The following is a 24,256-nucleotide window of genomic DNA, read 5'->3' on the forward strand; positions in this document are numbered from 1 at the left end:
ATCAGGTCATCTGCGGCTCGAAGTCCCAGTACGGCCGCGTACGGGCGCGGGCGGAGACGGTGTGGGCGTGCTGGGGGCCCAGTACGGTGCTCAGGGCGGTCAGCGCCTCCTCCTCCAGCTTGTCGGCCTCCTGGCGTTTGCGCAGGCCGCGCAGGTCCGCGGCGAGCGCGATCTGGCTGGAGAGGGTCAGCGGGTGGCGCAGGCCGAGCGTGGCGGTGGCGCGGGTGACGATGTCCCGGCCGAGTTCGGCGGCGCTCTCGGGGTCGCCGGAGAAGTTGCGGGCCGCCGCGGCGTTCAGCGCGCAGCCCAGCGTCCAGGGGTGGTCGGGGCCGACCGCCCGGCGCATCCCCGCCAGCGCCTCCTCGGACAGCAGCAGCGCCTGCTGCCGCTCGCCAGCGGCGCGCAGGACGAGCGCGTGGTTGGCCTGGGCGCCGATCGCGTACGGGTGGGCCGCGCCCAGCTGGAAGAGGTACCGCTCGGCGACCTGCTCGCCGATGTCCCGGGCCTGGTCCAGGCTGCCGTGCTCGCGGGCGAAGCAGGAGTAGCTGACGGCGACCATGAGGGTGAGCGGGTCGGTCTCGCCGAGGACCCGCTCGGAGCGTTCCAGTACCCGGGCGAGGAGGCGGCCGGCCTTGGCGCGGTCGCCGGAGCGGTAGTAGCAGAGCCCGAGGTTGTGCTCGGCGCGCAGCGTCTGGGGGTTGTCGTTGCCCATGACGATGCGGTGCACGCGGACGCTGTGCTCCTGTACCGAGGTGGCCTCGGCGTAACGGCCCAGGAGGCGCAGGTCGGTGGCGACGTGGATCTCGGAGAAGAGCGACCAGTTGTGGCGGGGGCGCAGCAGCTCGCGGCGGGCTTCCAGGGTGCGGCGGTGCAGCGCGAGGGAGTCGGTGTAGCGGCCGAGGAGGCGGAGCGAGACGGCGAGGTTGTTCTGTGCGTTCAGGGTGCGCGAGTCCTGCTCGCCGACCAGTTCGGTGTAGCCCTGCAGGACGGTGGTGGACAGCTCCAGGGCCTCCTCGAAGCGGGCGAGGCCGCGCAGGTCGGCGGCGAGCCCGGCGGCGGCGCGCAGGGTGTCCAGGTCGCGCGGGCCCTGGGTCTCGCGGAGATGGTCCAGGACGACGCGGTCCAGCGCTTCGGTGGCGGCGTAGTCGCCGGTGGCGCGCAGCAGGTTGGCGTAGTGGTAGCTGAGGTCCCAGATCCGCGGGTGGGTGTCGCCGAGCAGCTCCCGCCAGGCGGCCAGGGCGCGTTCGGCGAGCTTGAGGCCGGAGCGGTACTCCCCGGAGAGGTACATGTACCGCAGCACGTTCAGGACCAGGCTCTGCACCTCGGGGTCCCGGCTCACCAGGACGTTCGCGGCCTTGAGGTGCTGGGCGAGCTCGGCGAACCGGGGCCAGAGCCGGGTGTCGGTGGGGCGCAGCGGGTCGGCGGCGGCCAGCGCGCGCTGCGCGACCCGGCTGTACTCCTCGATCTGCCGGTCCGGCATCAGCGCGCGGACGGTCTGGTGGACCATGCGGTGCATGTAGAGGATCTCGCCGCCGGGGGACGCGTCGTCGGCGGTGATGTCGTGGGACTCGATGCGGACGACGGAGTACTGCAGGAGCTTGCTGATGGCCTGGTTCCACAGCAGCGGGTCGTTCATCAGCCCGGTCAGCTCCTCCGGCAGGTCGCCGGGCGGGATCTCGCGGAGGAGTCGTACGGGGATGGCGGCGGGCGCGAAGAAGGAGCACAGCCGCAGCAGGTCGACGGAGGCGGGCACGGCCTCGGCCAGCCGGTTCTGCAGTATCGACCAGGAGGTCTGGTAGGTCATCGGGAAGTCGTGGGCGACCCGGACGACCTCGGCGTCGGCGCCGCTCTCCAGCAGTTCGACGTACTCGTCGACGGTCATCGTGGAGTCGCTGAGCCAGCCCGCGGTCTGGTCGAGCAGCAGCGGCAGGTCCTCCAGCGCCTCGGCCAGCTGGTCCGCCTCGGCCCGGTCCAGGCGTGGGGCACGGCGCCGGACGAAGGCGATGGACTCCTCGCGGGTGTAGACCGGGACCTCGAACATCATGGTGTTGTGCTCGCTCCACTCGCGGTTCTGCGAGGTGAGGAGGACATGTCCGGGGCCGGAGGGCAGCATGTCGGCGACGTGTTCGGGCTGGTCGGCGCCGTCCAGGACGAGCAGCCAGCGGTTCGACGGCTCGCCGCGGCGCAGCGCGTCGCGGACGGCGCGCAGCCGCTCGCCGTACTCCTGGCCGGTGCTCAGGCCGAGCGCGGGAGCCAGCTCGGCCAGCCGCTGGCGCATCGGGGTGCGCTCGCCCGCCGCGACCCACCACACCACGTCGTACTCGGAGCCGAAGCGGTAGACGTACTCGGTGGCGAGCTGGGTCTTGCCGACGCCGGACATGCCGTACAGCGTGCACACGGCGGCGCCGCGCTCGGCCTGCTGGAGGCGGTGGTAGACGTCCGCGAGGAGGTTCTCGCGGCCGGTGAAGCGGGTGTTGCGGCGCGGCACGCCGCCCCAGACGCGCGGCTGCTCCTGGGGATAGCGGGGGCCTTCGCCGTCCTCCTCCGGCTCGGCGTGCGGGTCGGGCTCGATGCCGAGCCGGGCCAGCAGCCGCCGCTCGGCCTCGCGGGCGCCGACGTCGGCCAGCTCGGCGGCGCCGAAGACGGCGGTGGCGGTGGGCAGCGCGTTCGTGGTGATGGAGACCGCGGCGAACTTGTCCTGGCGGTCGGCGACGACGGTGCGCAGCGCGGCGTTCCACTCCTCGTGGCTGCGCGGGCCGAGCTGGATGTACCAGTCGCTGAGCACGATCAGTACGGTGCCCTCGGCGAGCGCGAGGTCGCGCAGCGCGTCCTCCAGCGGGGTGCCGGCCCGGGGGTCCCAGCGCTGGAAGGCGACCCGCATCCCGTGCCGTTCGAGCCGGTCGCCGATCCAGGCGGCCCACGCGCGGTTGAAGCCGGCGAAACTGACCGTGACGGGTGGTCGGCCGGTGGGTGCGGTGCTCCTGCGCGCTGCGGGCATTCGAACGACTCCCTCGTCTTGCGTACGAACGAACGGCCGGGCAAGGACCGTCAGAGCTGCCCTTCTGGGGAACATACACCGGCGAACCGGTCGTCGGCGGTCATCGCGCGTGCTGTCGTCGCCACATCGTCCGCGAGGTCTCGACGTAGGCGCTGGCGCGGGCCAAGTACCCCTCGGGAGGCGGGCGTTCCCGCAATCGGGTGAGCCGGTCGGCCATCGCGCCGGTCAGGATGCGGCCGGCCGGGGTGAGGGTGCGCGAGCCGAGCAGCGTGGGCAGCGCGGCGCCGACCTGTTCGCGGCAGCGGGAGTGCTCGGCCCACGCGGTGTGGCGCTCCAGCGCGGTGTCGGCGGTGAGCGCGAAGCGCTGCCAGTAGTCGGCGAGCGCGAGGTGCGAGTACGTGCCCTGGAGGAGTCCGTCGAAGGGGCGCGGGTCGGGCCGCCAGGGCGCCCAGTGCCGGGCCTTGCCGGTGTCGTGGTGCAGCGGGGTGAGCTCGGCGAGGGCGGCGAGCTTGGCGTGCTGGAGTTCGTGGACGAGCGTCGCGGCGAGGAAGGCGGGGGTCTGCGGGGTGGAGCTGAGGACCGCGCCGAACGCCTCGCGGCGGGTGCCGCTGCAGTGCGCGGGGCCGGAGGCGTGCGGGCTGGCGTTGGGCGGCGGGGCGAGCGGCACGACGCAGTCCAGCAGGATGTCCGCCTCCAGGGCGCGGGTCGGGCCGCCGCGCTCCAGCAGCGGCCAGGCGCCGGTCCAGGCGGCCTGCCAGCGGGCCCGTTCGGCGGTGGTGAGCGGCTCGGCGGGCTTGAGCCCGTGCCGCTCCAGCCCGCTGTCGGCCGTACGGAAGGGATCGAGGTCGTCGAGGAGTACGGGATGGGGGCCGCCGGTGAGCGGGCGCAGCGGGCGCCACGCGGGGTCGGCCGACTCCCAGGCACCGTCGGGCCGGAACAGCAGCACGGCGGCCGGTCCGGCGGGCGGTCGGAGGGTCAACCTGCCGTCGCAGTAAGCGAGTTCGAGATCGGGAGGCGGCCCCTCGCGGTCGGCCGCCCGCCCGTGCAGGGTGTACGCGCCGAGGGTGGGCAGTGCCAGTACGCCGCCCGGGGCGCGCAGTTTCAGGGTGAACGGGAGCCGGGCGCGGGCGGCCGCCGCGGCGGCGACGGCCCCGAGGTGTTCGAGGTCGGGGAGGAGGCCGGGCGGCGGGACGGCGGCGGCGAGGCCGCGCAGGGCGCGCCGCACCCAGGGCCCGAGCAGCGGGTAGTACAGCACCCGGCGGGTGGCCTCCCGGTCGGCGCGGTCGGCGGCCTCCAGGAGTGCCCAGTGCTCGGCCACCCGGGCCGCCGCGGGCCGCGGCACGCTCGGCGCGCGGGCGGAGTCCACCGCGTCCAGCAGCGCGCGCAGCAACAGCAGCCGCCGCGTCCGCTGGTCGTCCACCAGCAGCCGCAGCGCCTCCGCACCACCCTCGGACCGGCCCAGCTCGCGCAGCAGGCTCGCCGGGACGCGGCTGCTCATCGGGCGGGCCCCCGCGTGGCACGGGCCAGCCGTTCCGCGGCGTGCCGGATGAGGACCTGGAGGTCGGCGCAGTACACCGAGGGGTTGGCGAAGCCGCTGCCGTGCCGGTAGCGGTGCGCGTACTGGCCGCCGCCGCAGACCCGCACCAGCGGGCAGGCGCGGCACACGGGGGCGAGGGCCGCGGCGCCCGCGTGCCGGGCGGCGATGCCGGGGTGCGCGAGCACCTCGTCGAAGGAGTGCCGGAAGACGTCCAGGCCGGTGGCGGCGGCGCCCTCGTACGCGGACTTCAGCGAGTCCACCTGCTCGATGCTGCCGTCGGTCTCGACCACGACGGCGGTGAACGGGGTCAGGCCCAGCGACTCGCCGCCGGCCGGCGCGCCCAGCAGCAGGGCGAGGCACTCCTCGAAGAGCCGGACGCGCGGCTGCCCGGGGCCGCCGTCCCACCAGGCGTCGAAGACGGCGCGGAGCCAGTCGCCGTACGGGGTGGCGCGGTCCGCGCCGGGAGTGAGGCCCGGTGGCGGGGCCGTCCAATTGCCGTGCGGGAGCAGCAGATCCAGACGCGGCGGGCGGAGCGCGCGCAGCGAGGCGTAGGTCTCCAGCGGGTCGGTGCGCGGATCGACGACGGCGAGGATGCCCGCGTACGCGTCCGGCTGCTCCTCGGCGAGCAGCCGCAGGCCGCGAACGGCGCGGCTCCAGGCCGGGCGGCCCGCGTGGTCCACCCGCGCGGCGTTGTGCGCGGCCAGCCCGCCGTCGAGGCTGACGCCGACCTTGATGCCGTGCCCGGCGAGGGTACGCAGCGCCGTGCGGGTGAGCAGGGTGCCGTTGGTCTGGACGATGGGGTGGACGCGGCAGCCGTCCGGTACGCGCGAGCGGAGCAGTTCGACGGCGCGGCCGAGGCGGTCGGCGCCGGCCAGCAGCGGTTCGCCGCCGTGCAGGACGAGGGCGGCGTCGCGCAGGCCGTGGGCCGCGGCGTGCTCGGCGATGCGCGCTGTGGTGCGGTCCAGGACCGCGTCGCTCATTGTGGCGGGGCGGTCCCGCCAGCCGTGGTCGGCGGCCTCGTAGAGGTAGCAGTAACGGCAGGCGAGGTTGCAGTGGCCGTGCACCTTGAGGATGAACTGCCGGAAAGGGTGTCGGAAAGAGGGGACGTCCGGCCGGTCCGCCGCCGACGGGCCCGTGTCCCGTACGGTCTGCTGCGCCACGTCCGCACCCCCAAAGCCGCGGCCCGCGCAGGGACGGCCCCCGTCGCCGGTCCGAGGCGGAGTATCCCTGCGGGACGGTGTGACCAAACCGGCCGCGATCGCCGGTGTCCGGTTCCCCCGGCACCGACGACCGAAATTGTTCGGGTGGCAGCGATTCACTTCGGAAGGTTCGCGTCAGAAGGCGGCATTGAATCCCCACAGCATTTCCGTGGGTTCGTCCACGCGCGTCCGTATCCGTTCCAGTACCTCCGAGAGCACCGGGTGGTCCACCGTCCGCAACTCCGCGAGACCCATGGCGAGCAGGTCCGGCAGCTCGGGCAGCTCGTCGGCCGGCGGCACCGCGGCCCCGGCCGCCTCCGCCTGCCCGGCCTCCGTGTCCTTGCGGCTCGCGCTCATCGCCTTGCCCCTTTCCGCCAACTGCCCCCGCTGGTACGCACGTTCCAATCTGCCGCCTGTCACCCGCCGATGTCCATGAGCCGGCGTGCGGTCTCCCGGCCCGCGGGGCCGCCCTCGTCGGGCAGCCGCCGCCATTCCTCCAGGGCCTGCCGGTAGGCGTCGCGCGCGGCACGCGGCCGCCGGGCGTCCTCGTACGCCTCGCCGCGCAGGTGGTACGCGCGGGCGCAGAGCCGAACGGCGGGGGCCGGGTCCGCCGCGCCGTCCTGGGCCGCGCGTGCCGCGTCGGCGGCCCGGCGGTAGGCGTCCGCCGCCTGTTCGAGCTGCGCGTCCAGGCCGGAGCGGCGGTGCGCCAGCCGGTGCGTGCCGCCCAGCTCCAGCCAGCACTCCGCCCGGACCAGCGGGTCGGCGGCGGACTGCGCGGCGAGCCCGAAGAGGTGCTCGGCCTCCCGCAGGTCCACCCGGTCGTCGTCGGTCCTGCGCAGCAGCAGGGCGCGGCCGAGGGTGAGCAGCCGGCGCGCCAGCCGCGGATCCCCCGCCGCGGTCTCCATCCGGCAGTCCCGCAGCACCCGGACCGTACGGTGGATGACGGCCCGGCCGCCGGGCTCGCGGGCCCGGCGCATCAGCGCGTCGCCCCACTCCTCGATCAGGTCGCCGTAGCCGTCGCGGTCCCGGGGCACCGCGCGGCAGGCCGCTTCGTAGCGCCGGTCGGCCTCCGCCAAGTGGCCCGCGTCGCCGTCCGCTTCGAAGCGGCGCACCGCGAGCCGGGCGGCGCGCACCAGCACGGCGGCCCGCTCGTCCGGCCCCTGCGCCGCCGCCTCCATGTCCGCGACGAGCCGCCCGGCCCGGTCCAGCGCCGTACCGGTGAGCATCAGCAGCGCGTCGGTCAGGTCCAGCCGGGCCCACAGCCGGTCGTCATGCGGCGCGTCCTCGGCGGCCATCGCGTCGGCCGCGTGCGCGAGCGAGGCCGCGGCCTGCTCGGCGTACGCCGCGGCCTGTTCCCGGTCGATGGCCGTACCGGCCAGCCGCAGCAGCGCCCGCCCGTGCGCCAGCGGCAGCCCCGAAGGCTGCGCCTCGTCGTACGGCCAGGCGTCCGCGAACGCCTCCAGCATCCCGACGGTCTCCTGGAGCAGCCCGCTGTCGCCGCCCAGCCGCCACTGCTCCTCCAGGACCTGGACCCGCTCCAGGGTGATCTCCAGGGCGTGCCACGGCTCCAGCCCGGCGGTCGCGCACACGGCGGTGAACTCCCGGTCGGCGCGGCGCAGCAGATCCAGCGCGCCGCGTTCGTCGCCGGCCGCGCGCCGCTCCCCCGCCTCGGTGTGCAGCACCCGTCCCAGCGCGGTGCGGGCGCGTGCCTCGCCGGACTGCGCCGCCGTACGCGCCGCCTCGCGCGCCTCGCGCAGCAGCGCCCGGCCGCCCTGCAGTTCCCACAGCCGCAGCAGGTTCTCCGCCAGCTCGCTCCACAGCGCGGGGTCCGCGCCGCGGTGCCGCTCGCGCCCGGTGGCGTGCCGCAGCAGCTGTACCGCGTCGAGGAGGTTCTGCACCATGCCGTCGGCGGCGAACCGTTGCACCAGCGCCTGGGAGCGGCGCACCGCTTCGGAGGACGCCGGGCCGCCGGGGCCCTCGTGGCCGTCGGTGGAGACGCTGCGCAGCGGGACGAACCGCTCCAGGACGTGCGCCGCGACCTCGGCGAAGGGCTGCGGGGCCCGGACACCGGGCCCGTCGCCCGGCGGGTGGGTGCGGAGCCGGGCCGCCGACTCCGCCGGGTCCGCGCGCCGGTCGCCGGTGAGCTGCGCGATGGCGAGCGCGGGGAAGTTCGGGCCGCCCTTGCCGAACCGTTGCTCCACATACGCGGAGCAGTGCTTGAGCACCAGCAGCGCCTCGTCCCTGCCGAGCGGTCCGAGCAGTACCTCCTGCACGCCCTTCACGAACTCGTACCAGGGGCCGCCGGCCATCGACTCGCCGTCCGTGCGCGTCAGCAGCCCGCCGAGCAGTACTTCGGAGAGCTCGGCAGGCCCGGTACCGGGCAGCATCGTGCGCTGCACGAGCTGCATCACCGGCAGGCACAGCGGGGCCGCCGCCAGATAGACCGCGAGCTGGGCCGCGCCGGGCGAGGCGGCGCGGCGGAAGCGGGCGACGACCTCGGCGGCGGGCAGCGGGTCGCGGGGGCGCGCGGCGGGGGCCGGGGGCTGGTCGGCGCGGAGCCAGCCGACGGCGGCGGGCACCTTGCCCGCGCCCGTACCGGAGAGCAGCTTGGCCCAGGCCGCGAGGGCGCCCGCGGCGGGCGGCAGTACGGGGACCGGCAGCGCGCCCCCGCCGGCCTGCGCGGTGTCGCCCGTGAAGTGCAGGGCCGTGGCGTAGGACGGGCCCTCGCCGCGGCGCAGCGTGCCGTAGGAGACGGGCAGCCGGGTGCGGGACCACATGCGCTGCGGCAGCGGCTGGAGGACGGCGAGCGGGCCCTGCCGGGCGAGCCGGTGCAGCAGCCGGTGCGCGTGGCCGCTGCGCCACAGGGGGCCCGCGCAGTCGCTGACCAGGACGGTGACGCGGCGGCCCGTGGGATCGCTGAGCTGGTCGGCGGAGCGTAACGGCGCGTGCGCCGCCTCGAAGCGGCGGGAGACCGCGGGCCGGCCGTCCGGACCCTGGTGCAGGAACTGCACCTGTACGTCGCGGAAGGCGCCCAACTGGGCGAAGACCTGCTGGAGTTCGTGGAGCAGCCGCTCCCAGACGCACATCGAGGAGGACGCGTCCATGATCAGCTGGAGCGACGCCTCGGCCCGCGGCACCGCGCGGAACACCGGCATCACCAGCCCGCCCGACCGCGCGCTGCGCTCCGCCGTCGCCGTCTCGTCCAGGACGTGCCGCACGGCGGGCGCCGCACTGCGGTACCGCTGGAGGGGGCGCAGGGCGCGCTGCAGGGCGAGCAGATCGGGCAGCGCGGGCGCGGCGGGCACGCCGACGGGCAGGCCGCTGCCGTACGGACCGGAAGGCGCGCCCGCGCCGCTGCCGGGCAGCTCCTGGCCGGCCGGGTAGAGCGCGACGTGGGTGGTGCCGGGCGGCGCGGCCTGCGCGCCGGGCGGCTCCCGGTCGGCGGCGGGACCCGGGCGCGTGCTGGTACGCGCGGGCGCTGCCGCCTGCCCGCCCGGCGCCCGGCCCTTGGCGTCCGCCGTGCCGCCACCGCTCTCCTGCTCGGCGGCGGCCCCGCGCGGCCGGCACCACTGCGCCAGCCACAGGGCGTCGGCCAGCTCCCCGGCGTCCGGGTCCAGGCCCGCGCCGCGCAGCGCCGCGACGACGTCGGCCCAGCTCTGCGGGGCGGTGGGGCGTCCTGCGCGGTCCCGCATCACGCGTTCACCTCGGCCGGTCGAGGCGCTGGATGAGCAGGTCGGCGAGCCGGTCGCGACTGGTGGGGGCGGCCTGGTGGGTGAGGTGGATGGCGTTCAACAGCTGGTCGGCGGCGAGCAGTTCGCTGCGGGAACGTTCCAGGAAGCGGGCGATCAGGTCGTCCCCCGCGCGGGCCGCCTCCTCGCCGAGGTGCGCCCGGACGACCGTGGCCAGCCGCTTGTGGTCGGGCTGGCCCAGCTCCAGGTGGATGCAGCGGCGCAGCAGCGGCGCGGGGAAGTCCCGCTCGCCGTTGCTGGTGAGGATGACGAACGGGAAGGCGTGGCAGCGCACCCGGCCGTCGCGGATGCGGACCTTCTGCCCGTCGTCGGTGAGCACCTCCACCTCGGGCTCCCGCTCCGCCAGCCGCTCCAGCTCGGGGATGGCGAACTCGCCCTCCTCCAGGACGTTCAGCAGGTCGTTGGGCAGGTCGATGTCGCTCTTGTCCAGCTCGTCGACGAGCAGGACACGCGGCTGCGCGGTGGGCAGCAGCGCCGTGCCCAGCGGGCCGAGCCGGATGTAGCTGCCGATGCCGCCGGGGGTCGCGGCCTGGGCGCCGGGCCCGCCGGCCGCCCGGCTGCTCGCGGCGATCTGTACGTCCTGGAGCCGGGCGATGGCGTCGTAGCGGTACAGCCCGTCGCCCAGCGTCGTCCGGCTCACGACCGGCCAGCGCAGTACCCTGCCGAGCTTCAGCTCATGGGCGACGGCGTGCGCGAGAGTGCTCTTGCCGGTCCCCGGATTGCCGGTGACCAGCAGCGGACGGCGCAGGTACAGCGCGGCGTTGACGATCTCCAGCTCCTCGGCGCTGGGCCGGTGCATCTCCGCGACGTGCTCGCCGAGCCGCCGGGTGGAGGAGCTGTCGGTGGCCGGTCCCGGGGCGACCAGCGGGGCGCCGTCGAAGTCCCGCCAGGGCGGTGGGTCGGGGAGCGCGGCGATGCCGTCGTGGGGCTCGCCCGTGCCGCGGTAGATGAGCCATTCGTTCGGTCCGCTCACTGCGAACTCCTCGTCGGTGGTGGGTCATCGGCGGTAGCGCACCGGCCACGCTCCGACCGTATCGGGACGGACCGCGACCCGGTAGAAGCACACGGAAACCGGTGGGAGCACGCCCAAAACCGAGTGCCCCTCACGGCGTCTCCAGCACATCGTCCGCACCCGGCAGCGGCCTTCCGGGGTCGTCGTACAGCAGCGTGATCCCGCGTGACCAGTACGCTTCCGGCTCCGCCGCGCCGATGCCGGCCCGCAGCTCACGGACGGCGGCGGGCAGTCGGTGCGCTGTCGTGCCGCTCTTGACCGTGCGCAGTATCCCGCGGTGGTACTCCCCGCACACCGGGTCCATGCGCTCCCTGCGCCACAGTGCCACCGGGTGGCCGCTGCCGACGATCCGGCGGATCGTCCCGGCCGCGCCGTCGGCCCCGGGGACCCGGCACAGTACGGGGAAGGACCGCGGTCCCAGCTCCCGCAGCAGGTCCGCCGTCACCTCCTCGGGGCGGCCCTCGTCGCAGTCGACGCACGCGTGCTCCATGCCGTCCTCGTGCAGCCGCGCCCAGCGCTCCTGCGGCCCGATTCCCGGGTCCGCGCCGTCCCCTTCGCCGCACGCCGCACCCGGCGGCCGGTCGGCGCAGCGCACGACCACCGGCCGCAGCTCCCCTATCGGTCTGCTGCCCGGCGGTATCCGCCAGGTGTCCACATCCAGGTCCAACAGGGCCTGTCTTAGGGCCACTTCGAGGACGGCGGGTCTGCCGGGCTCGTCGCTGCGGCGGAACGCCTCGCCCAGCGGACCGGCCAGCTCGGCGGGCAGGTCGGCCAGCGCCGTGCCGTGCCGGCCCTCGCCCAGCGGCAGGTCGCCGGAGGGTCTGCTGGCGGTGAGGTACCAGTCGAACCGGCCCTGCTCCCAGGCCCGTTCGGTGATCTCCAGCAGGACGGACGGCAGCGGACCCGCGGCCGCCTGCTCGGCGCTGCGCCGGCCCCGGCCGACCGCGCGGGCCCGCACCCGGGCGTGCCACTCGGCGCCCAGCCGGTTCCTGGCCAGCGGCGGCAGCTCGGTCATGGCCAGGTCGCGCACCCAGTCCCAGACCGCGTCCGCCGCCTCGGTCGTCGCCGGATACGGATGCTCGGCGGTCGCCGCGTACACCGCGTACCGCAGCACGGCCTCCAACTCGCTGTGTGCGTCGCGCAGTTCGAGGCGGTCGAGATAGACCTCCAGACCCTCGCGCCAGCCGCGGGGCGCGGGCGAGAGCCCCTCGCCGCGGCGCGGCAGCAGCTCGTCGACCAGGGCCACCAGCGCGGGCGTGCCGGCCGGCGGCGGCAGCTGGGCGAGCAGGCCGTGCAGCACCACGCGGCGCTTGGGGGTCAGCGCCGCGACCGTGGCGGCCGAGGCGGGCAGCCCGCTCTGCGCCTCGGTCCAGGTGTCCCGGGCCTCGCTGACGTCGGCGTGCCGGTCGGCGTGGTACCGGTCGTGCGCGTGCAGCACACGGCTGTACGGGTCGTCCTCCTCGCGGCCGATCGGGGCGCCGGGGACGCCGATGCGGCGCAGCTGGGCCAGCGCGACGCCGAGCCCGCCGTCGCGCGCGCCGCCGCGCCGCCCCTTCAGTACCCCGATCACCTCGCCGCGCTCGACGTCGACCAGCGGGCCGCCGGAGAGCCCCTCCGGCATCTCGTCCTCGTTGCCGAGCCGCAGCAGGCCGTCGCCGCCGAACTCGCCGCGCACGGTGCACCGTCCGTCGAACGCGCCGACCGTCCCGGCGATCTCCGTGTACCCGAAGTACGCGACCCGCTCGCCGCCGTGTGCCCGCACCGTGCGCGGCGAGAGCCAGCAGCAGGGGTGCGCGGTGGGCTGGAGCAGGCGGATCAGGGCGAGGTCGGGGGCGGGCAGCAGGCCTGCCGTGCGGACGGCGGGCTCGGCCCATTCGACGCGGCCGCGCGCGCTGCCTCCTTCGAAGCTCACGCCCACTTCGCCCCCCTCGCCCTCCAGCGCGACATGGGCGCAGGTGAGCACCCAGTTGGGGGCGACGAAGAAGCCGCTCCCCCACAGCGGCGGCTCCGGCGACCCACCGTGGGGATACCCGTCGCGGGCTGCGTGAATGCGCACCGTCGCGGCCTTGACGAGGGGGGCGAAGCGCCGGGAGAAGTACGCGTCCGGATCGTGCGCCCCGGTCATGTGCCGCCCCCGGTCCCGCCCTCCGCGAGGTCAGCGGGCGGGCCGCCCTGCCAGGTGAGGGTGACATTGATGGCGGTCCTGGCCTCGCCGTCGGCGAGCAGTCCGACCAGGGTCCCCGACTTCCCGCTCAGCTCGATGCCGAACTGCACGCTGACCTCGTCGGGCCGCAGGCCGCGCAGCGCTCCGGCCAGCGACCGGGCGACGCCGTGCACCAGCCCGTCCAGGCTCTCCATCCGCCCGACGACGCGGTCGGTGAAGAAGCCGCTGTCGACGTAGTCGGTCGGGACGAGCCCTTCGGCGCCGGATATCCGGGCCCAGACGGGCGTCCCGTCCGGCAGTTCTATCCGTGCGACACGTGTCGCGTCCTCGCTCATGCCACCCCCCGCTGACACCTGCGCCAGGAGACCGGTCCGGGCCCGGTGCCGATGCGCGGCCCCGGACCCCGGCTGCCTATCCTGACCTGGAATGTCCTTACCCCTACCCCCTTAGCGGAGCACTCACGTGTATTTCACCGACCGAGGTATCGAGGAGCTGGAGAGCCGGCGCGGCGAGGAAGAGGTGACCCTCGGCTGGGTCGCCGAGCAGCTGCGTACGTTCGTCGACCTCAACCCCGACTTCGAGGTGCCGGTGGAGCGGCTGGCGACCTGGCTGGCGCGGCTGGACGACGAGGACGACGACGAGTGACGCGGGGCGCTTGACTTCCCCAGACCGCGATATATCGTGTTCTCAAGGGAACACGATATGTTGCGTTGTCGAAAACCGGGGAGGCACGTCATGTCAGCGAGCAAAGAGTGGCCGGACGGCCCGGCCGAGGTGGCCGAGCCGCGCACGCTCGACGTCGACGGGCCGGTCGACACCCTGCACGTACGGGTCTTCGGCGGCACGGTCAACGTCGTCGGCAGCACCGAGACCGACCGCACCCGCGTCGAGATCACCGAGATCCACGGCCCGCCGCTGACCGTCTCCTACGAGCGCGGCACGCTCACCGTCGGCTATGACGACCTGCCCTGGAAGGGCTTCCTGAAGTTCCTGGAACGCAAGTCCTGGAACCGCAGCGCCGTCGTCTCGGTGACCGTGCCGGCCGCGGCGCGGGTGGAGCTGGGCACGGTCGGCGCGAGCGCGGTCGTCTCCGGCATCACCGGCCGTACGGAGGTGCGCGGCGTCTCGGGCGACAGCACCCTCGTACGGCTCGCCGGTCCGGTGCTCGCCGAGACCGTCTCCGGGCGGCTGGAGGCCCAGGCCCTCGGCGGCGACCTGCGCTTCCACTCCGTCTCCGGCGACCTCACGGTCATCGAGGGCGGCGGCAGTTCGGTGCGCGCCGAGTCCGTCAGCGGCGACATGGTGATCGACCTGGATCCGACGGCGGAGGGCACCGATGTGCGCCTGACGACGGTCTCCGGCGAGGTCGCCATCCGGCTGCCCGACCCGGCCGACACCGAGGTGGAGGCCAGCACCACCAGCGGCGCCGTCTCCAACGCCTTCGACGACCTGCGGGTCGGCGGCCAGTGGGGCGCCAAGAACATCACCGGGCGGCTCGGCGCGGGCACCGGGCGGCTGAAGGTCACCACCGTCTCCGGTTCGCTGGCCCTGCTGCGCCGCCCGCGCTCCGAGGACACCCCCGCCGACCCGCCCGCCGACAAGAAGGTGCTGTAGAGCCATGCCCCCCGTCTTCGCGCACGGCCGCCTCCGTCTGTATCTGCTGAAGCTGCTGGACGAGGCGCCCCGCCACGGTTACGAGATCATCCGGCTGCTGGAGGAGCGCTTCCAGGGCCTGTACGCGCCCTCCGCCGGCACCGTCTACCCGCGCCTCGCCAAGCTCTCCGACGAGGGCCTGGTCACGCACGCCACCGAGGGCGGCCGCAAGGTGTACTCCATCACCGAGGCGGGCCGCGCCGAACTGGCGGCGCGCGGCGGCGAACTGGCCGAACTGGAGCTGGAGATCCGCGAGTCCGTCGCGGCGCTCGCCTCCGACATCCGCGAGGACGTCAGCGGCTCCGCGCGCGACCTGCGCCGCGAGATGCGCGAGGCCGCGCAGGCCGCCCGCCGGCAGGGCGGCCGCGGTGGCAGGCCGGGCGGCACGGACTTCCCCGGCCCCTCCGAGGCGTTCGACCGCGGCCCCGACGACCCCGAGGCGTGGCGGTACGCCAAGGAGGAGTTCCGGCGCGCCAAGGAGGAGTGGAAGGAGCAGGCCCGGCGGGCGAAGGAGGAGAGCCGGCGGGCCAAGCAGGAGGCGCAACGCGCCCGTAAGCAGGCCAAGAACGCCAAGGACTCCGCGCGCGAGGAGGTCCAGGAGGCCATCCGGCGGGTGCAGGAGAAGGCCCAGGACCACGTGCGCGCGGGCGACTGGCCGGGCGCGGTGCGCGAGGCACTCTCCGAGGTCTCGCGCGAGGTCGGCCGCTTCACGGACGGCCTGGCGGGGACGGCCGGCTCCGCCGAGCCGACGACGGCGTCCGGTACTGCCGACTCCGCGGCGTCCGGTACGGCCGATCCGGCGCCCCCCGAGCCGGCCTGGGCGCAGGAACCGGCCACCGGCGATCCGGCCCGCGATCTGGACCGGCTGCTGGACCGCTTCCGCGACGACCTCCGGGACGCCGCGCGCGACCACGGCGTGGACGAGGCGCAGTTGGCGGCGGCCCGGCAGCATCTCGCGACGGCCGCCGCACACATCGGCGCGCTGCTGCGCCGACCCTCTCAATAGTCACACACGGTTATTTTTCGAAGGGCCGGGTTCACCCCAGGTAATCGGGGAACCCGGCCCTTCGCAGGGCCGCCGTCCGTACGAGGACCGGCCGCGGCGTTCCGCCGACCCCTGGCCTTGCCCACGCTTGACATCAACTCTTCTTATTCATAAGTCACTTGAAGGCCATGAGGTAAGCGATGTCGGAGTACCCCGCGGTTGCCCGCCGACTGTGGCACCACCTCGAACCGCTGCACGCCATCCTCTACTTCGCCCCGGAAGCGTTCGAGGAGGCGGCGGCGCTCGGGTACGACGTCGGGACCCGCTGGCCCAGCTACTTCGCCTGGCGTACCGCCCCGTTGGGCGCCGCGGGCCCCGAGCTGGTGGCCGCCACGTACTACAGCTTCAGCCCGCGGATGGTCGAACAGTACGTACCGCTGATCTGGTCGACTGCCGCGCCCGCCAAGGTGCTGGAGGCCCGGCTGCACGCGATGGACCGCGCACTGCGCCGGCTGATCGGCGACCGGCTGACGAAGGAACAGCTCGCGGAGGCGGCCCGGCTGGCCCGCCAGGCCGCGGAGAACGCGATACCGGCCGCCCGGCCGCTGGCCGCCGCCAACCTGGACCTGCCCTGGCCGTCCGAGCCGCACCTGGAGCTGTGGCAGGCGCTGACCGTCCTGCGCGAACACCGCGGCGACGGGCACCTGGCCGCGCTGCTCACCTCGGGGCTGGACCCGTGCGAGTCGCTGGTCTCGTTCGCCGCGGTGGGCGCGGCGCCGGAGGCGCATTTCCGCAGCCGCGGCTGGACGCCGCAGGAGTGGCACGAGGCGCGCGACCGGCTGGCCGCGCGCGGCTGGATCGCGCCCGACGGCCGCGCCACCGACCGCGCCCGCGAGGGCCGGGAGGAGGTCGAGCGGCTGACGGACCGGCTGGCCGCCGGCCCGTGGCGGGCGCTCGGCCGGGCCCGCGCCGACCGCCTCGCCCAGCTGATCACCCCGCTGCTGACCGCCGTCTTCGAGTCCGGCCACCTCCCGAAGAGCACCACCCTGGGCATCAGCACGATCCGGGTGGCGTACTGACCGGCAGCGGCTCTCAGCTGACCGTCGCCGCCTGATGGTCCGCCTCGTCCTGCAGGCGGGCCAGGGCGGCGGCGGGGTCGCCGTTCCGGGAGAGGGCGCCGGCGATCTTTTCCTGGAGCGCCGCCCGGACCCGCGGCCAGCTCCGCGTGCCCATCGGCTGGAACTGGACCTTCGGCAGCTGGTCGACGAACGGCCACAGCGGACGGTACACGGCGTCCGCGCGCATCTTCTGCGCGGCCGGCACGGTCACCGGCAGGGTGCCCTGCCCGCCCGCGTAGTGCACCGCGTTGTCGGTGCTGTAGAGGAAGTCCAGGAACGTGCCGATCTGCCGGGCGTGCCCGCGCTGCTTGAAGGCCACCAGCCAGTCCGAGAGCCCGGCGGGCGTCGCCGCGCCGCCCGTGCGCCGGGGGAACGGGGCAGTGGCGTACCGGATATGAGCCTTGTCGGCCATCGGGATCAGCACCGGGTGGGCGAGGACCATGCCGACCTTGCCGGTGACGAAGCCGCGGTACGCCTCGGTGCGGTTGAGGGCGGAGCCGTTGGGGCCGGTCAGGCCCGGGGCGACCAGGCCGTCGCGCACCGCGGTCAGCGCCGCGGTGTTCTCGGCGGAGTCCAGGGTGTAGCCGCCGCTCATGCCGACGTAGCCGCCGTTGTTGCCGAGCAGCCAGCTCAGCGTCTCGTCCTCGGCCGCCTCGGGCCCGGTCTGCAGCGCGTAGGGCGTCTGCACTCCGGCGTCCTTCAGCGCGGCGGTGGCGCGCTCGATCCCGGCCCACGACGTCGGCGGGCCCTCGATGCCGGCCCGCGCGAAGAGCTTCTTGTTGTAGAAAAGGCGCGGCGTACTGGAGCTGAAGGGCAGCCCGTACTGCACGTGGCTGATCTCGCCCGCCCTGGCCAGCGCGGGGACGAAGTCGGCCTGGGTGCCGATGGAGAGCGTCTCGTCCGCGCTGTAGAGCAGCCCCTTGGCCACGTACGGCGCAAAGATGCCGGTCTGCGCGATGTCGGGCGCGTCACCGGCCGCGGCGCGCGCGGCGACCGTCTTGTCCAGCCGGTTGTACGGCACCGGCTCCACGTGCACCGCGATCTCCGGGTGCCGCTTCTCGAAGGCGTCGACGACGCGCTTCCAGTAGTCGGTCGAGGACCGGGCGGTGCGCTTGCCGTAGTCGGCGACCAGCACGTCGAGCGTGACGTCCGCGTCGCCCGCGTGGCCCGCACCGCCGCACGCGGTGAGCGTCAGCGCCAGCGCGGCGGCCAGCCCGGTCGCCCTGGTCGTGACCGCCGTTCCGGAAAGCAGACCGGAAAGAGAAAAGGGCGCGCGTCGCCGCCGTATGAACATGTCCGCCTCTGTGCCGAAGTCCCGCCGGCGAGCGGGTGGTTCCCCCGGCCGTACCCGCCGCCATTCCTGGGCACAGGATCACCCACCGGCAGCACGGGAGCGCGGAAATCAGCCGCCCGCGGTGAAGGTGACGACGGCGGCCACGCCGTCCGGCCACGCGTCGAGGTCGGCACCGGTCCCGGCGGGCAGCAGCGCGGCGTCGTACCGGCCGAGCGGCACCGGTTCGGTGCTCCCCGCGGGCGTCAGCAGCACCGTGCCGGCCACCGCGGCGACCAGTACCGCGCCGTCCGGACCGGCCGCCGGGCGCACCGCGTACCGGCCGCGGGCCATCGCCACCTCGGCGGCGCACCGCCCGTCGCGCACCATCACGTTGAAGTTCACGACGGGGCCCGCGGCGAGCCGGCAGTCCGTGGCGGCGCCGCCGGGGAAGGACAGCGGCCGGAACCGCTCGGTGACGGCGGTCCGCTCACCGTCGATGGTCAGCTCCATGCCGCCCCCGGCGACCATGGTGAGGATCCGCCGGACGCCGGGCAGCGGGGAGTACGGGCCGTCCCGGTCCACGTCCGCCAGGCTGACCCGCCAGTCGAAGGCGTCCCAGCCCGCGCCGGGCGGCCCGGCGGCGATCTCCCGGGTCACGCCGCCCCCGTTGCTCCAGGGGGCGGCGGCGCGTCCGGCGGCCGGCAGCAGTTGTACGCGGTCCTGTACGGGGTCTTGTACGGGGTCCATCAGAGGTGCCGGGTCCATCAGACGGTCAGCACGACCTTGCCGAAGAGGTCGCCCTCCGCCATCTTGGCGAAGCCCTCGCGGGCCCGGTCCAGCGGCAGTTCGGAGTCGATGACCGGCTTGATGCCCTTGGCCGCGCAGAAGCTGAGCAGGCTCGCGAGCTCGTCCTTGTCGCCCATCGTCGAGCCGACGACCTTCAGCTCCAGGAAGAAGATGCGGTTCAGCTCGGTCTTCTCGGGGTTGAAGCCGCTGGTGGCACCGGAGATCACGAGCGTGCCGCCGGGCTTGAGGGACTTGATCGAGTGCGACCAGGTCGCGGCGCCGACGGTCTCGATCACCGCGTCGACCCGCTGCGGCAGCCGCTCGCCGGTCGCGAAGGCGCCCTCGGCGCCCAGGGCCAGCGCCCGCTTGCGCTTGGCCTCGTCCCGGCTGGTGGCGAAGACCCGCAGGCCCGCCGCCGCGCCGAGCACGATCGCCGCGGTGGCCACGCCGCCGCCCGCGCCCTGGACCAGTACCGAGTCCCCGGGGCGTACGCCCGCGTTGGTGAAGAGCATCCGGTACGCGGTCAGCCAGGCGGTCGGCAGGCAGGCGGCCTCCGCGAAGCTGAGCTCCTTCGGCTTGGGGAGCACGTTCCAGGCCGGTACGGCGACCTGCTCGGCGAAGGTGCCCTGGTACCGCTCGGTGAGGATGGAGCGCGGCTCCCCGGGGCCGACGCCGTGGCCGGTCTGGCCGATCACGGAGTGCAGGACGACCTCGTTGCCGTCCGCGTCGATACCGGCCGCGTCGCAGCCGAGGATCATCGGGAGGGCTTCTTCGCCGAGCCCCACACCGCGCAGCGACCAGAGGTCGTGGTGGTTGAGGGAGGCGGCCTTGACGTTGACCGTCGTCCAGCCGGGCCGGACCTCGGGAGCCGGGCGCTCGCCCAACTCCAGGCCACTGAGCGGATCGTCACGGTCGATTCGGGCGGCGTAGGCAGCGAACATGATCCCAACGTAGGCCGCGCGGGGTTCCTTCGGAACCGTGCAACCGTGTGACGTGCGCCCTGTAGGGGCGCGGGGAACTGCGCGACCGGCCACGATGTCGCGGCAGCGGGCCACCGTGGGGAGCTCCCGAGCTCTCGTTCCCGGCCGCGGCGCCGTGGGGGCTGGTCGCGCAGTTCCCCGCGCCCCTTATAGGTCCGGGCCCGCCCCCCAGGGGGAGCGGGCCCGGACCATGTACGACGACGGCGTCAGCGCCGTGCGACGCCCTCCGCACGGGCGGCAGCGGCGACCGCGGCCGTCACCGCCGGGGCGACCCGCTCGTCGAACGGCGACGGGATGACCTTGTCGGCGCTGAGCTCGTCGGCCACCACAGCGGCAAGCGCTTCGGCCGCGGCCAGCTTCATGCCCTCCGTGATCTTCGACGCCCGCACCTGAAGCGCGCCCGCGAAGATGCCCGGGAAGGCGAGCACGTTGTTGATCTGGTTCGGGTAGTCGCTGCGACCGGTGGCCACGACCGCGGCGTACTTGTGCGCCACGTCGGGGTGGATCTCCGGGTTCGGGTTGGCCATCGCGAAGATCAGCGAGTCCTTCGCCATCTTCGCCACCGCCTCCTCCGGGACCGTGCCGCCGGAGACGCCGATGAACACGTCCGCGCCTTCCAGCGCGGATTCCAGGGAGCCGGTGAGGCCGCCCTTGTTCGTGAAGCCGGCCAGCTCGCGCTTGACGTCCGTCAGGTCCTCGCGGTCGGCGGAGACGATGCCCTTGCGGTCGCACACCGCGACATCGCCGATGCCCGCCTCGATGAGGATCTTGGCGATGGCGACGCCCGCCGCACCGGCGCCCGAGATGACGGCGCGCAGCTGCCCCAGCGCGCGGTCGGTGAGCTTGGCTGCGTTGCGCAGCGCGGCCAGCGTGACCACGGCGGTGCCGTGCTGGTCGTCGTGGAAGATCGGGATGTCCAGCTTCTCCTGAAGCCGGCGCTCGATCTCGAAGCAGCGCGGCGCGGAGATGTCCTCCAGGTTCACGCCTCCGAAGGAGGGCGCGAGCCGCACGACCGTGTCGACGATCTCGTCGGTGTCCGTGGTGCCGAGCGCGATCGGCACCGCGTCGACCCCGCCGAACTGCTTGAAGAGGATGGCCTTGCCCTCCATCACCGGGAGGGACGCCTCCGGGCCGATGTCGCCCAGGCCCAGCACCGCGGTGCCGTCCGTGACCACGGCGACGACCTGGGACTTCCAGGTGTAGTCGTGGACGAGCTCGGGCTGCTCGGCGATGGCGCTGCACACCTTGGCGACACCGGGCGTGTACGCGAGGGACAGGTCGTCCCGGTCGCGCACCGGCACCGTCGCCTGGACGGCCATCTTGCCGCCGCGGTGGAGAGCGAAGGCCGGATCGAAGGGCTCTTCGTCCGTATTGCTGTCGCTGCGAGGATTGACGATCTCCGCTGCCACTGTTCTGACCCCTTTGTCGTAAATCAGTTGAGGGTGACCGCTCCCTGGTTGCAGAGCGGGCGGGCACCGCGTCCGGTCCCTGCGCCGCGGATGGCCGCCGCGCGGGGGGAGGTACGGACGCCGGGCGCGCCGCACACGCGCCCTGAGCCCCGGATGAGGGGTGTAACGACCCTTTCTACCCGACAGGTGTGTGCCCCGACGAGTCAGATTGGTTACCCTCGCGTTCGCAATTCCGACAATAAGCGTGAACCGCCCGAAAAGCCGGACGGATGGATCATCTCCCGTCCACATACCGAGACTTCGAGTCCATGCCGCCTCCACAGCGGTCCGAGCGGGCCCCTCATCCGCCGCTGACCAGCTTCGCCACGTCCGTTATCCGATTTTGACCTCTTCAGCAGTCCGAATAACGGAGTCCGGATGGCAAGATTCCGTGACCGAACGAGGTCGCGATGCCCGATGGTGTGTGCCCGGCCCCGCCCGGCCGACTCCCCCACCCCGTCCCCAGTCGGCCGGCAGCTCCATCCGTTCCGCAGCAGGAGGAAACGCATGACCGCAAGTACCCGCCGTCGCCCGGCCTCCGGCAGGTCACGTACGGCCGCCGGCGCAGCGACAGCGGTCGTGGCCGCCCTCCTGCTCAGCGGCTGCGGCGACCAGACGGACGCCGCCATCGCCAAGCGCGAGGCCGCGAAGACCCGCAACGTGCACGCCCCGCTCTTCAAGAAGCTCCCCAAGGCCGTCCAGGACAAGGGCTTCCTCCAGGTCGGCTCGGACGCCACGTACAAGCCGGTGGAATTCCGGAAGAACGGCGCGATCGTCGGCATCGACCCCGACCTCGCCGCCGCCATGAGCAAGCAGCTGGGCATCAAGCTCAACTTCAACAACGCCACCTTCGACACCCTCATGGGCGGCCTGAAGTCCAAGCGGTACGACATCGCGATGTCGGCGATGACGGACACCAAGGAGCGCCAGGAGGGCATCGACTCCACCACCGGCAAGAAGATCGGCGAGGGCGTCGACTTCATCGACTACTTCAACGCCGGCGTCTCGCTCTACGTCCAGAAGGGCAAGAGCGACACCGTCTCGGACTGGGCCGACCTGTGCGGCAAGTCCATCGCCGTACAGCGCGGCACCGTCTCGCACGACTACGCCAAGGACGAGGCGAAGAAGTGCAAGAAGGGCGGCGAGGAGACGATCTCCATCGAGGCGTTCGACAACGACTCCGAGGCCCAGACCCGGCTGCGCACCGGTGGCGTGGACGCGGTCTCCAGCGACTACCCGGTCGCCGCGTACGCCGTGAAGACCTCCGGCGGCGGCAAGGACTTCGAGGTCGTCGGCGACCAGGTCGAGGCGGCCCCGTACGGCATCGCCGTCCCCAAGGGCCAGGAGCAGCTGCGCGACGCCCTCAAGGCCGCGCTCGAAGCCACGATCAAGAACGGGGATTACGCCAAGATCCTCAAGAAGTGGCAGGTCAAGGACGCGGGGGTCAAGGAAGTGAAGATCAACGGCGGCTCCTGAGTCTGCCGCCCCTTCCCGCCCGCCGAACTCCGCCGAACCCCGAAAGGCAACACCCGTGTCTGTCGACGTCGACAAGGCGGCCAGGCCGCCGCAGGACGCTCCCCCGCCGCTGCCCGAGCCGATCAAGGCCGTGCCCGTACGCCACTACGGCCGCTGGATCGCCGCTCTGCTGGTCATAGCCGTGCTCGCGCTCCTCGTCCGGGCGTTCGCGACCGGTAACGTCAACTGGGACGCGATCCCCGACTACCTCTTCAACTCCGACATCCTGCGCGGTCTGCGCAACACCCTCCTGATCACCGTGCTGTCCATGGTGATCGGCGTGGTGCTCGGCGTGATCCTCGCGGTGATGCGCCAGTCCAAGAACCCGGTGACCTCGACCGTCGCGTGGTTCTACATCTGGTTCTTCCGCGGCACCCCGGTCTACGTCCAGCTCTTCCTCTGGTTCAACCTGGGCCTCGTCTTCCAGTACATCGACGTCATGCCGATCTACAAGGACGAGTGGTCGGACTTCATGACCCCGTTCCTGTGCGCGCTCCTGGGCCTCGGCCTGAACGAGGCCGCGTACATGGCGGAGATCTGCCGCGCCGGCCTGACCGCCGTCGACGAGGGCCAGACCGAGGCCGCGCACGCGCTCGGCATGAGCCACGGCAAGACCCTGCGCCGGATCGTCGTGCCGCAGGCGATGCGCGTCATCGTGCCGCCGACCGGCAACGAGGTCATCAACATGCTCAAGACCTCCTCGCTGGTGATCGCAGTCCAGTACTACGACCTGCTGCAGTCCGCGCAGAACGTCGGCCGCGACTCCGGCGTCGTCGTCGAGATGCTGATCCTCGCCGCCGTCTGGTACCTGGTCGCCACCAGCGTGCTCAGCGTCGGCCAGTACTACCTGGAGCGCCACTACGCCCGCGGCTCCAGCCGCCAGCTCCCGCTCACCCCGCTGCAGAAGGCCAAGGCCAAGCTGTCCGGCGGCTCCAACCACCCCGCCGGAGGTGCCGCATGACCGCCGCCAAGTCCGCGTCGAAGGCCGTCCCCATGGTGAAGGCCGAGGGCGTCCACAAGTCCTTCGGCGCCGCGCACATCCTCAAGGGCATCGACCTGGAGGTCGCGCCCAAGGAGGTCTTCTGCCTGATCGGCCCGTCCGGCTCCGGCAAGTCGACCTTCCTGCGCTGCATCAACCACCTGGAGAAGATCAACGCCGGCCGGCTCTCGGTCGACGGCGAGCTGGTCGGCTACCGCGAGCACAACGGCAAGCTGTACGAGCTGCGTGACCGTGAGGTCGCCGCCCGCCGCCGCGACATCGGCATGGTCTTCCAGCGCTTCAACCTCTTCCCGCACATGACCGCGGTGGAGAACGTCATGGAGGCGCCCGTCCAGGTCAAGGGCGAGTCCAAGACGTCGGCCCGCGAGCGCGCCCTGAAGCTGCTGGACCGGGTGGGCCTGAAGGACAAGGCGGGCAACTACCCGTCCCAGCTCTCCGGCGGCCAGCAGCAGCGCGTGGCGATCGCCCGCGCGCTGGCCATGGAGCCGAAGCTGATGCTCTTCGACGAGCCGACCTCGGCCCTCGACCCGGAGCTGGTCGGCGACGTCCTGGACGTCATGAAGGACCTGGCCGCCGACGGCATGACCATGGTGGTCGTCACCCACGAGATGGGCTTCGCCCGGGAGGTCGGCGACTCGCTGGTCTTCATGGACGACGGCGTGGTCGTCGAGTCCGGCCACCCGCGCGACGTCCTGACCAAGCCGCAGCACGACCGCACGAAGTCCTTCCTGTCGAAGGTCCTCTAGGTCCTCTGAGCACGCGATACGTACGAGGGGGCGGTACGGGCCACTGGCCGGTACCGCCCCCTCGTACATCCGGGGTTACCTCAGCCGTACATC

General features: G+C 73.6%; 18 protein-coding genes and 1 pseudogene. 7 read left to right on the plus strand and 12 right to left on the minus strand.

All coding sequences use genetic code 11. The features are described 5' to 3' along the window. Nucleotide 1: 1 nt before the first annotated feature. The 8 genes and pseudogenes from fxsT to AB0I82_RS17395 all read right to left on the minus strand — a co-directional run. Nucleotides 2-2,998: an FxSxx-COOH system tetratricopeptide repeat protein gene (gene fxsT, locus AB0I82_RS17360; RefSeq protein ID WP_363258098.1), complete on the minus strand. Its 2,997-nt coding sequence runs from the start codon at nucleotides 2,996-2,998 to the stop codon at nucleotides 2-4. A gap of 100 nt (nucleotides 2,999-3,098) precedes the next feature. Beyond that, nucleotides 3,099-4,496, minus strand: coding sequence for an HEXXH motif-containing putative peptide modification protein (locus AB0I82_RS17365; RefSeq protein ID WP_363258099.1), 1,398 nt, complete (start codon nucleotides 4,494-4,496; stop codon nucleotides 3,099-3,101). After that, on the minus strand, nucleotides 4,493-5,608 hold the full coding sequence (locus AB0I82_RS17370) for an FxsB family cyclophane-forming radical SAM/SPASM peptide maturase (protein ID WP_363258402.1): 1,116 nt from the start codon (nucleotides 5,606-5,608) through the stop codon (nucleotides 4,493-4,495). Before AB0I82_RS17370 ends, AB0I82_RS17365 begins: the two co-directional genes overlap by 4 nt. A 261-nt stretch (nucleotides 5,609-5,869) precedes the next feature. Beyond that, nucleotides 5,870-6,091 (minus strand): FxSxx-COOH cyclophane-containing RiPP peptide, encoded by a 222-nt coding sequence (gene fxsA / locus AB0I82_RS17375; RefSeq protein ID WP_363258100.1) that lies wholly within the window; start codon nucleotides 6,089-6,091, stop codon nucleotides 5,870-5,872. Between the two features lie 59 nt (nucleotides 6,092-6,150). After that, the gene (locus AB0I82_RS17380; RefSeq protein ID WP_363258101.1) at nucleotides 6,151-9,426 is read right to left on the minus strand and encodes an SAV_2336 N-terminal domain-related protein; all 3,276 of its coding nucleotides are present in this window, start codon (nucleotides 9,424-9,426) and stop codon (nucleotides 6,151-6,153) included. Nucleotides 9,427-9,433: 7 nt separating this feature from the next. Beyond that, entirely contained in the window at nucleotides 9,434-10,456 is a 1,023-nt protein-coding gene (locus AB0I82_RS17385; RefSeq protein WP_363258102.1) for a MoxR family ATPase, read from the minus strand. Between the two features lie 130 nt (nucleotides 10,457-10,586). After that, complete coding sequence (locus tag AB0I82_RS17390; protein WP_363258103.1) at nucleotides 10,587-12,620, minus strand: trypsin-like peptidase domain-containing protein; 2,034 nt, start codon at nucleotides 12,618-12,620, stop codon at nucleotides 10,587-10,589. 29 nt (nucleotides 12,621-12,649) lie between these two features. Continuing rightward, nucleotides 12,650-12,994 (minus strand): annotated as a pseudogene (locus tag AB0I82_RS17395) (CU044_2847 family protein); the annotation flags it as partial. A 127-nt stretch (nucleotides 12,995-13,121) separates the two neighbouring features. On the opposite strand from AB0I82_RS17395, the gene AB0I82_RS17400 reads away from it, so the two are divergent. From AB0I82_RS17400 to AB0I82_RS17415, 4 genes are all read left to right on the plus strand, one after another. After that, entirely contained in the window at nucleotides 13,122-13,304 is a 183-nt protein-coding gene (locus AB0I82_RS17400; RefSeq protein WP_030258837.1) for a DUF6104 family protein, read from the plus strand. Between the two features lie 90 nt (nucleotides 13,305-13,394). Continuing rightward, the gene (locus tag AB0I82_RS17405; RefSeq protein ID WP_363258104.1) at nucleotides 13,395-14,273 is read left to right on the plus strand and encodes a DUF4097 family beta strand repeat-containing protein; all 879 of its coding nucleotides are present in this window, start codon (nucleotides 13,395-13,397) and stop codon (nucleotides 14,271-14,273) included. Between the two features lie 4 nt (nucleotides 14,274-14,277). Continuing rightward, on the plus strand, nucleotides 14,278-15,318 hold the full coding sequence (locus AB0I82_RS17410) for a helix-turn-helix transcriptional regulator (RefSeq protein ID WP_363258105.1): 1,041 nt from the start codon (nucleotides 14,278-14,280) through the stop codon (nucleotides 15,316-15,318). Nucleotides 15,319-15,497: 179 nt separating this feature from the next. Further along, a complete protein-coding gene (locus AB0I82_RS17415; protein ID WP_363258106.1) occupies nucleotides 15,498-16,376 on the plus strand; it encodes a hypothetical protein in 879 nt (292 codons plus the stop codon). 13 nt (nucleotides 16,377-16,389) lie between these two features. Here AB0I82_RS17415 and AB0I82_RS17420 read toward each other — a convergent pair whose 3' ends face one another. From AB0I82_RS17420 to AB0I82_RS17435, 4 genes are all read right to left on the minus strand, one after another. Then, nucleotides 16,390-17,709 (minus strand): extracellular solute-binding protein, encoded by a 1,320-nt coding sequence (locus AB0I82_RS17420; RefSeq protein ID WP_363258107.1) that lies wholly within the window; start codon nucleotides 17,707-17,709, stop codon nucleotides 16,390-16,392. Between the two features lie 108 nt (nucleotides 17,710-17,817). Next, nucleotides 17,818-18,435 (minus strand): HutD family protein, encoded by a 618-nt coding sequence (locus AB0I82_RS17425; protein ID WP_363258108.1) that lies wholly within the window; start codon nucleotides 18,433-18,435, stop codon nucleotides 17,818-17,820. Nucleotides 18,436-18,452: 17 nt separating this feature from the next. Beyond that, a complete protein-coding gene (locus AB0I82_RS17430; protein WP_363258109.1) occupies nucleotides 18,453-19,415 on the minus strand; it encodes a zinc-binding dehydrogenase in 963 nt (320 codons plus the stop codon). A gap of 245 nt (nucleotides 19,416-19,660) precedes the next feature. After that, nucleotides 19,661-20,863, minus strand: coding sequence for an NADP-dependent malic enzyme (locus AB0I82_RS17435; RefSeq protein ID WP_363258110.1), 1,203 nt, complete (start codon nucleotides 20,861-20,863; stop codon nucleotides 19,661-19,663). A 546-nt stretch (nucleotides 20,864-21,409) separates the two neighbouring features. Between AB0I82_RS17435 and AB0I82_RS17440 the strand changes: the two genes are divergently transcribed. From AB0I82_RS17440 to AB0I82_RS17450, 3 genes are read left to right on the plus strand one after another with little or no spacing between them, the layout of a single operon-like run. After that, a complete protein-coding gene (locus AB0I82_RS17440) occupies nucleotides 21,410-22,378 on the plus strand; it encodes an ABC transporter substrate-binding protein (protein WP_363258111.1) in 969 nt (322 codons plus the stop codon). 55 nt (nucleotides 22,379-22,433) lie between these two features. Continuing rightward, nucleotides 22,434-23,378, plus strand: a complete 945-nt coding sequence (locus AB0I82_RS17445; protein WP_363258112.1) for an amino acid ABC transporter permease — start codon at nucleotides 22,434-22,436, stop codon at nucleotides 23,376-23,378. A 32-nt stretch (nucleotides 23,379-23,410) separates the two neighbouring features. Then, complete coding sequence (locus AB0I82_RS17450; protein WP_363258403.1) at nucleotides 23,411-24,163, plus strand: amino acid ABC transporter ATP-binding protein; 753 nt, start codon at nucleotides 23,411-23,413, stop codon at nucleotides 24,161-24,163. The last annotated feature ends 93 nt before the right edge of the window (nucleotides 24,164-24,256 follow it).

The sequence above is a fragment of the Streptomyces sp. NPDC050315 genome, assembly GCF_040655775.1.
In the GTDB taxonomy this organism is placed as follows: domain Bacteria; phylum Actinomycetota; class Actinomycetes; order Streptomycetales; family Streptomycetaceae; genus Streptomyces.

Bases quoted from the DNA above. Each gene is read 5' to 3' on its own strand.
- AB0I82_RS17430 (WP_363258109.1), bottom strand. From the start codon at position 19,415: ATGTTCGCTGCCTACGCCGCCCGAATCGACCGTGACGATCCGCTCAGT.
- AB0I82_RS17405 (WP_363258104.1), top strand. From the start codon at position 13,395: ATGTCAGCGAGCAAAGAGTGGCCGGACGGCCCGGCCGAGGTGGCCGAG.
- AB0I82_RS17450 (WP_363258403.1), top strand. From the start codon at position 23,411: ATGGTGAAGGCCGAGGGCGTCCACAAGTCCTTCGGCGCCGCGCACATC.
- AB0I82_RS17440 (WP_363258111.1), top strand. From the start codon at position 21,410: ATGACCGCAAGTACCCGCCGTCGCCCGGCCTCCGGCAGGTCACGTACG.
- AB0I82_RS17365 (WP_363258099.1), bottom strand. From the start codon at position 4,496: ATGAGCAGCCGCGTCCCGGCGAGCCTGCTGCGCGAGCTGGGCCGGTCC.
- AB0I82_RS17415 (WP_363258106.1), top strand. From the start codon at position 15,498: ATGTCGGAGTACCCCGCGGTTGCCCGCCGACTGTGGCACCACCTCGAA.
- AB0I82_RS17380 (WP_363258101.1), bottom strand. From the start codon at position 9,426: ATGCGGGACCGCGCAGGACGCCCCACCGCCCCGCAGAGCTGGGCCGAC.
- fxsT (WP_363258098.1), bottom strand. From the start codon at position 2,998: ATGCCCGCAGCGCGCAGGAGCACCGCACCCACCGGCCGACCACCCGTC.
- AB0I82_RS17410 (WP_363258105.1), top strand. From the start codon at position 14,278: ATGCCCCCCGTCTTCGCGCACGGCCGCCTCCGTCTGTATCTGCTGAAG.
- AB0I82_RS17425 (WP_363258108.1), bottom strand. From the start codon at position 18,435: ATGGACCCCGTACAAGACCCCGTACAGGACCGCGTACAACTGCTGCCG.
- AB0I82_RS17390 (WP_363258103.1), bottom strand. From the start codon at position 12,620: ATGACCGGGGCGCACGATCCGGACGCGTACTTCTCCCGGCGCTTCGCC.
- AB0I82_RS17420 (WP_363258107.1), bottom strand. From the start codon at position 17,709: ATGTTCATACGGCGGCGACGCGCGCCCTTTTCTCTTTCCGGTCTGCTT.
- fxsA (WP_363258100.1), bottom strand. From the start codon at position 6,091: ATGAGCGCGAGCCGCAAGGACACGGAGGCCGGGCAGGCGGAGGCGGCC.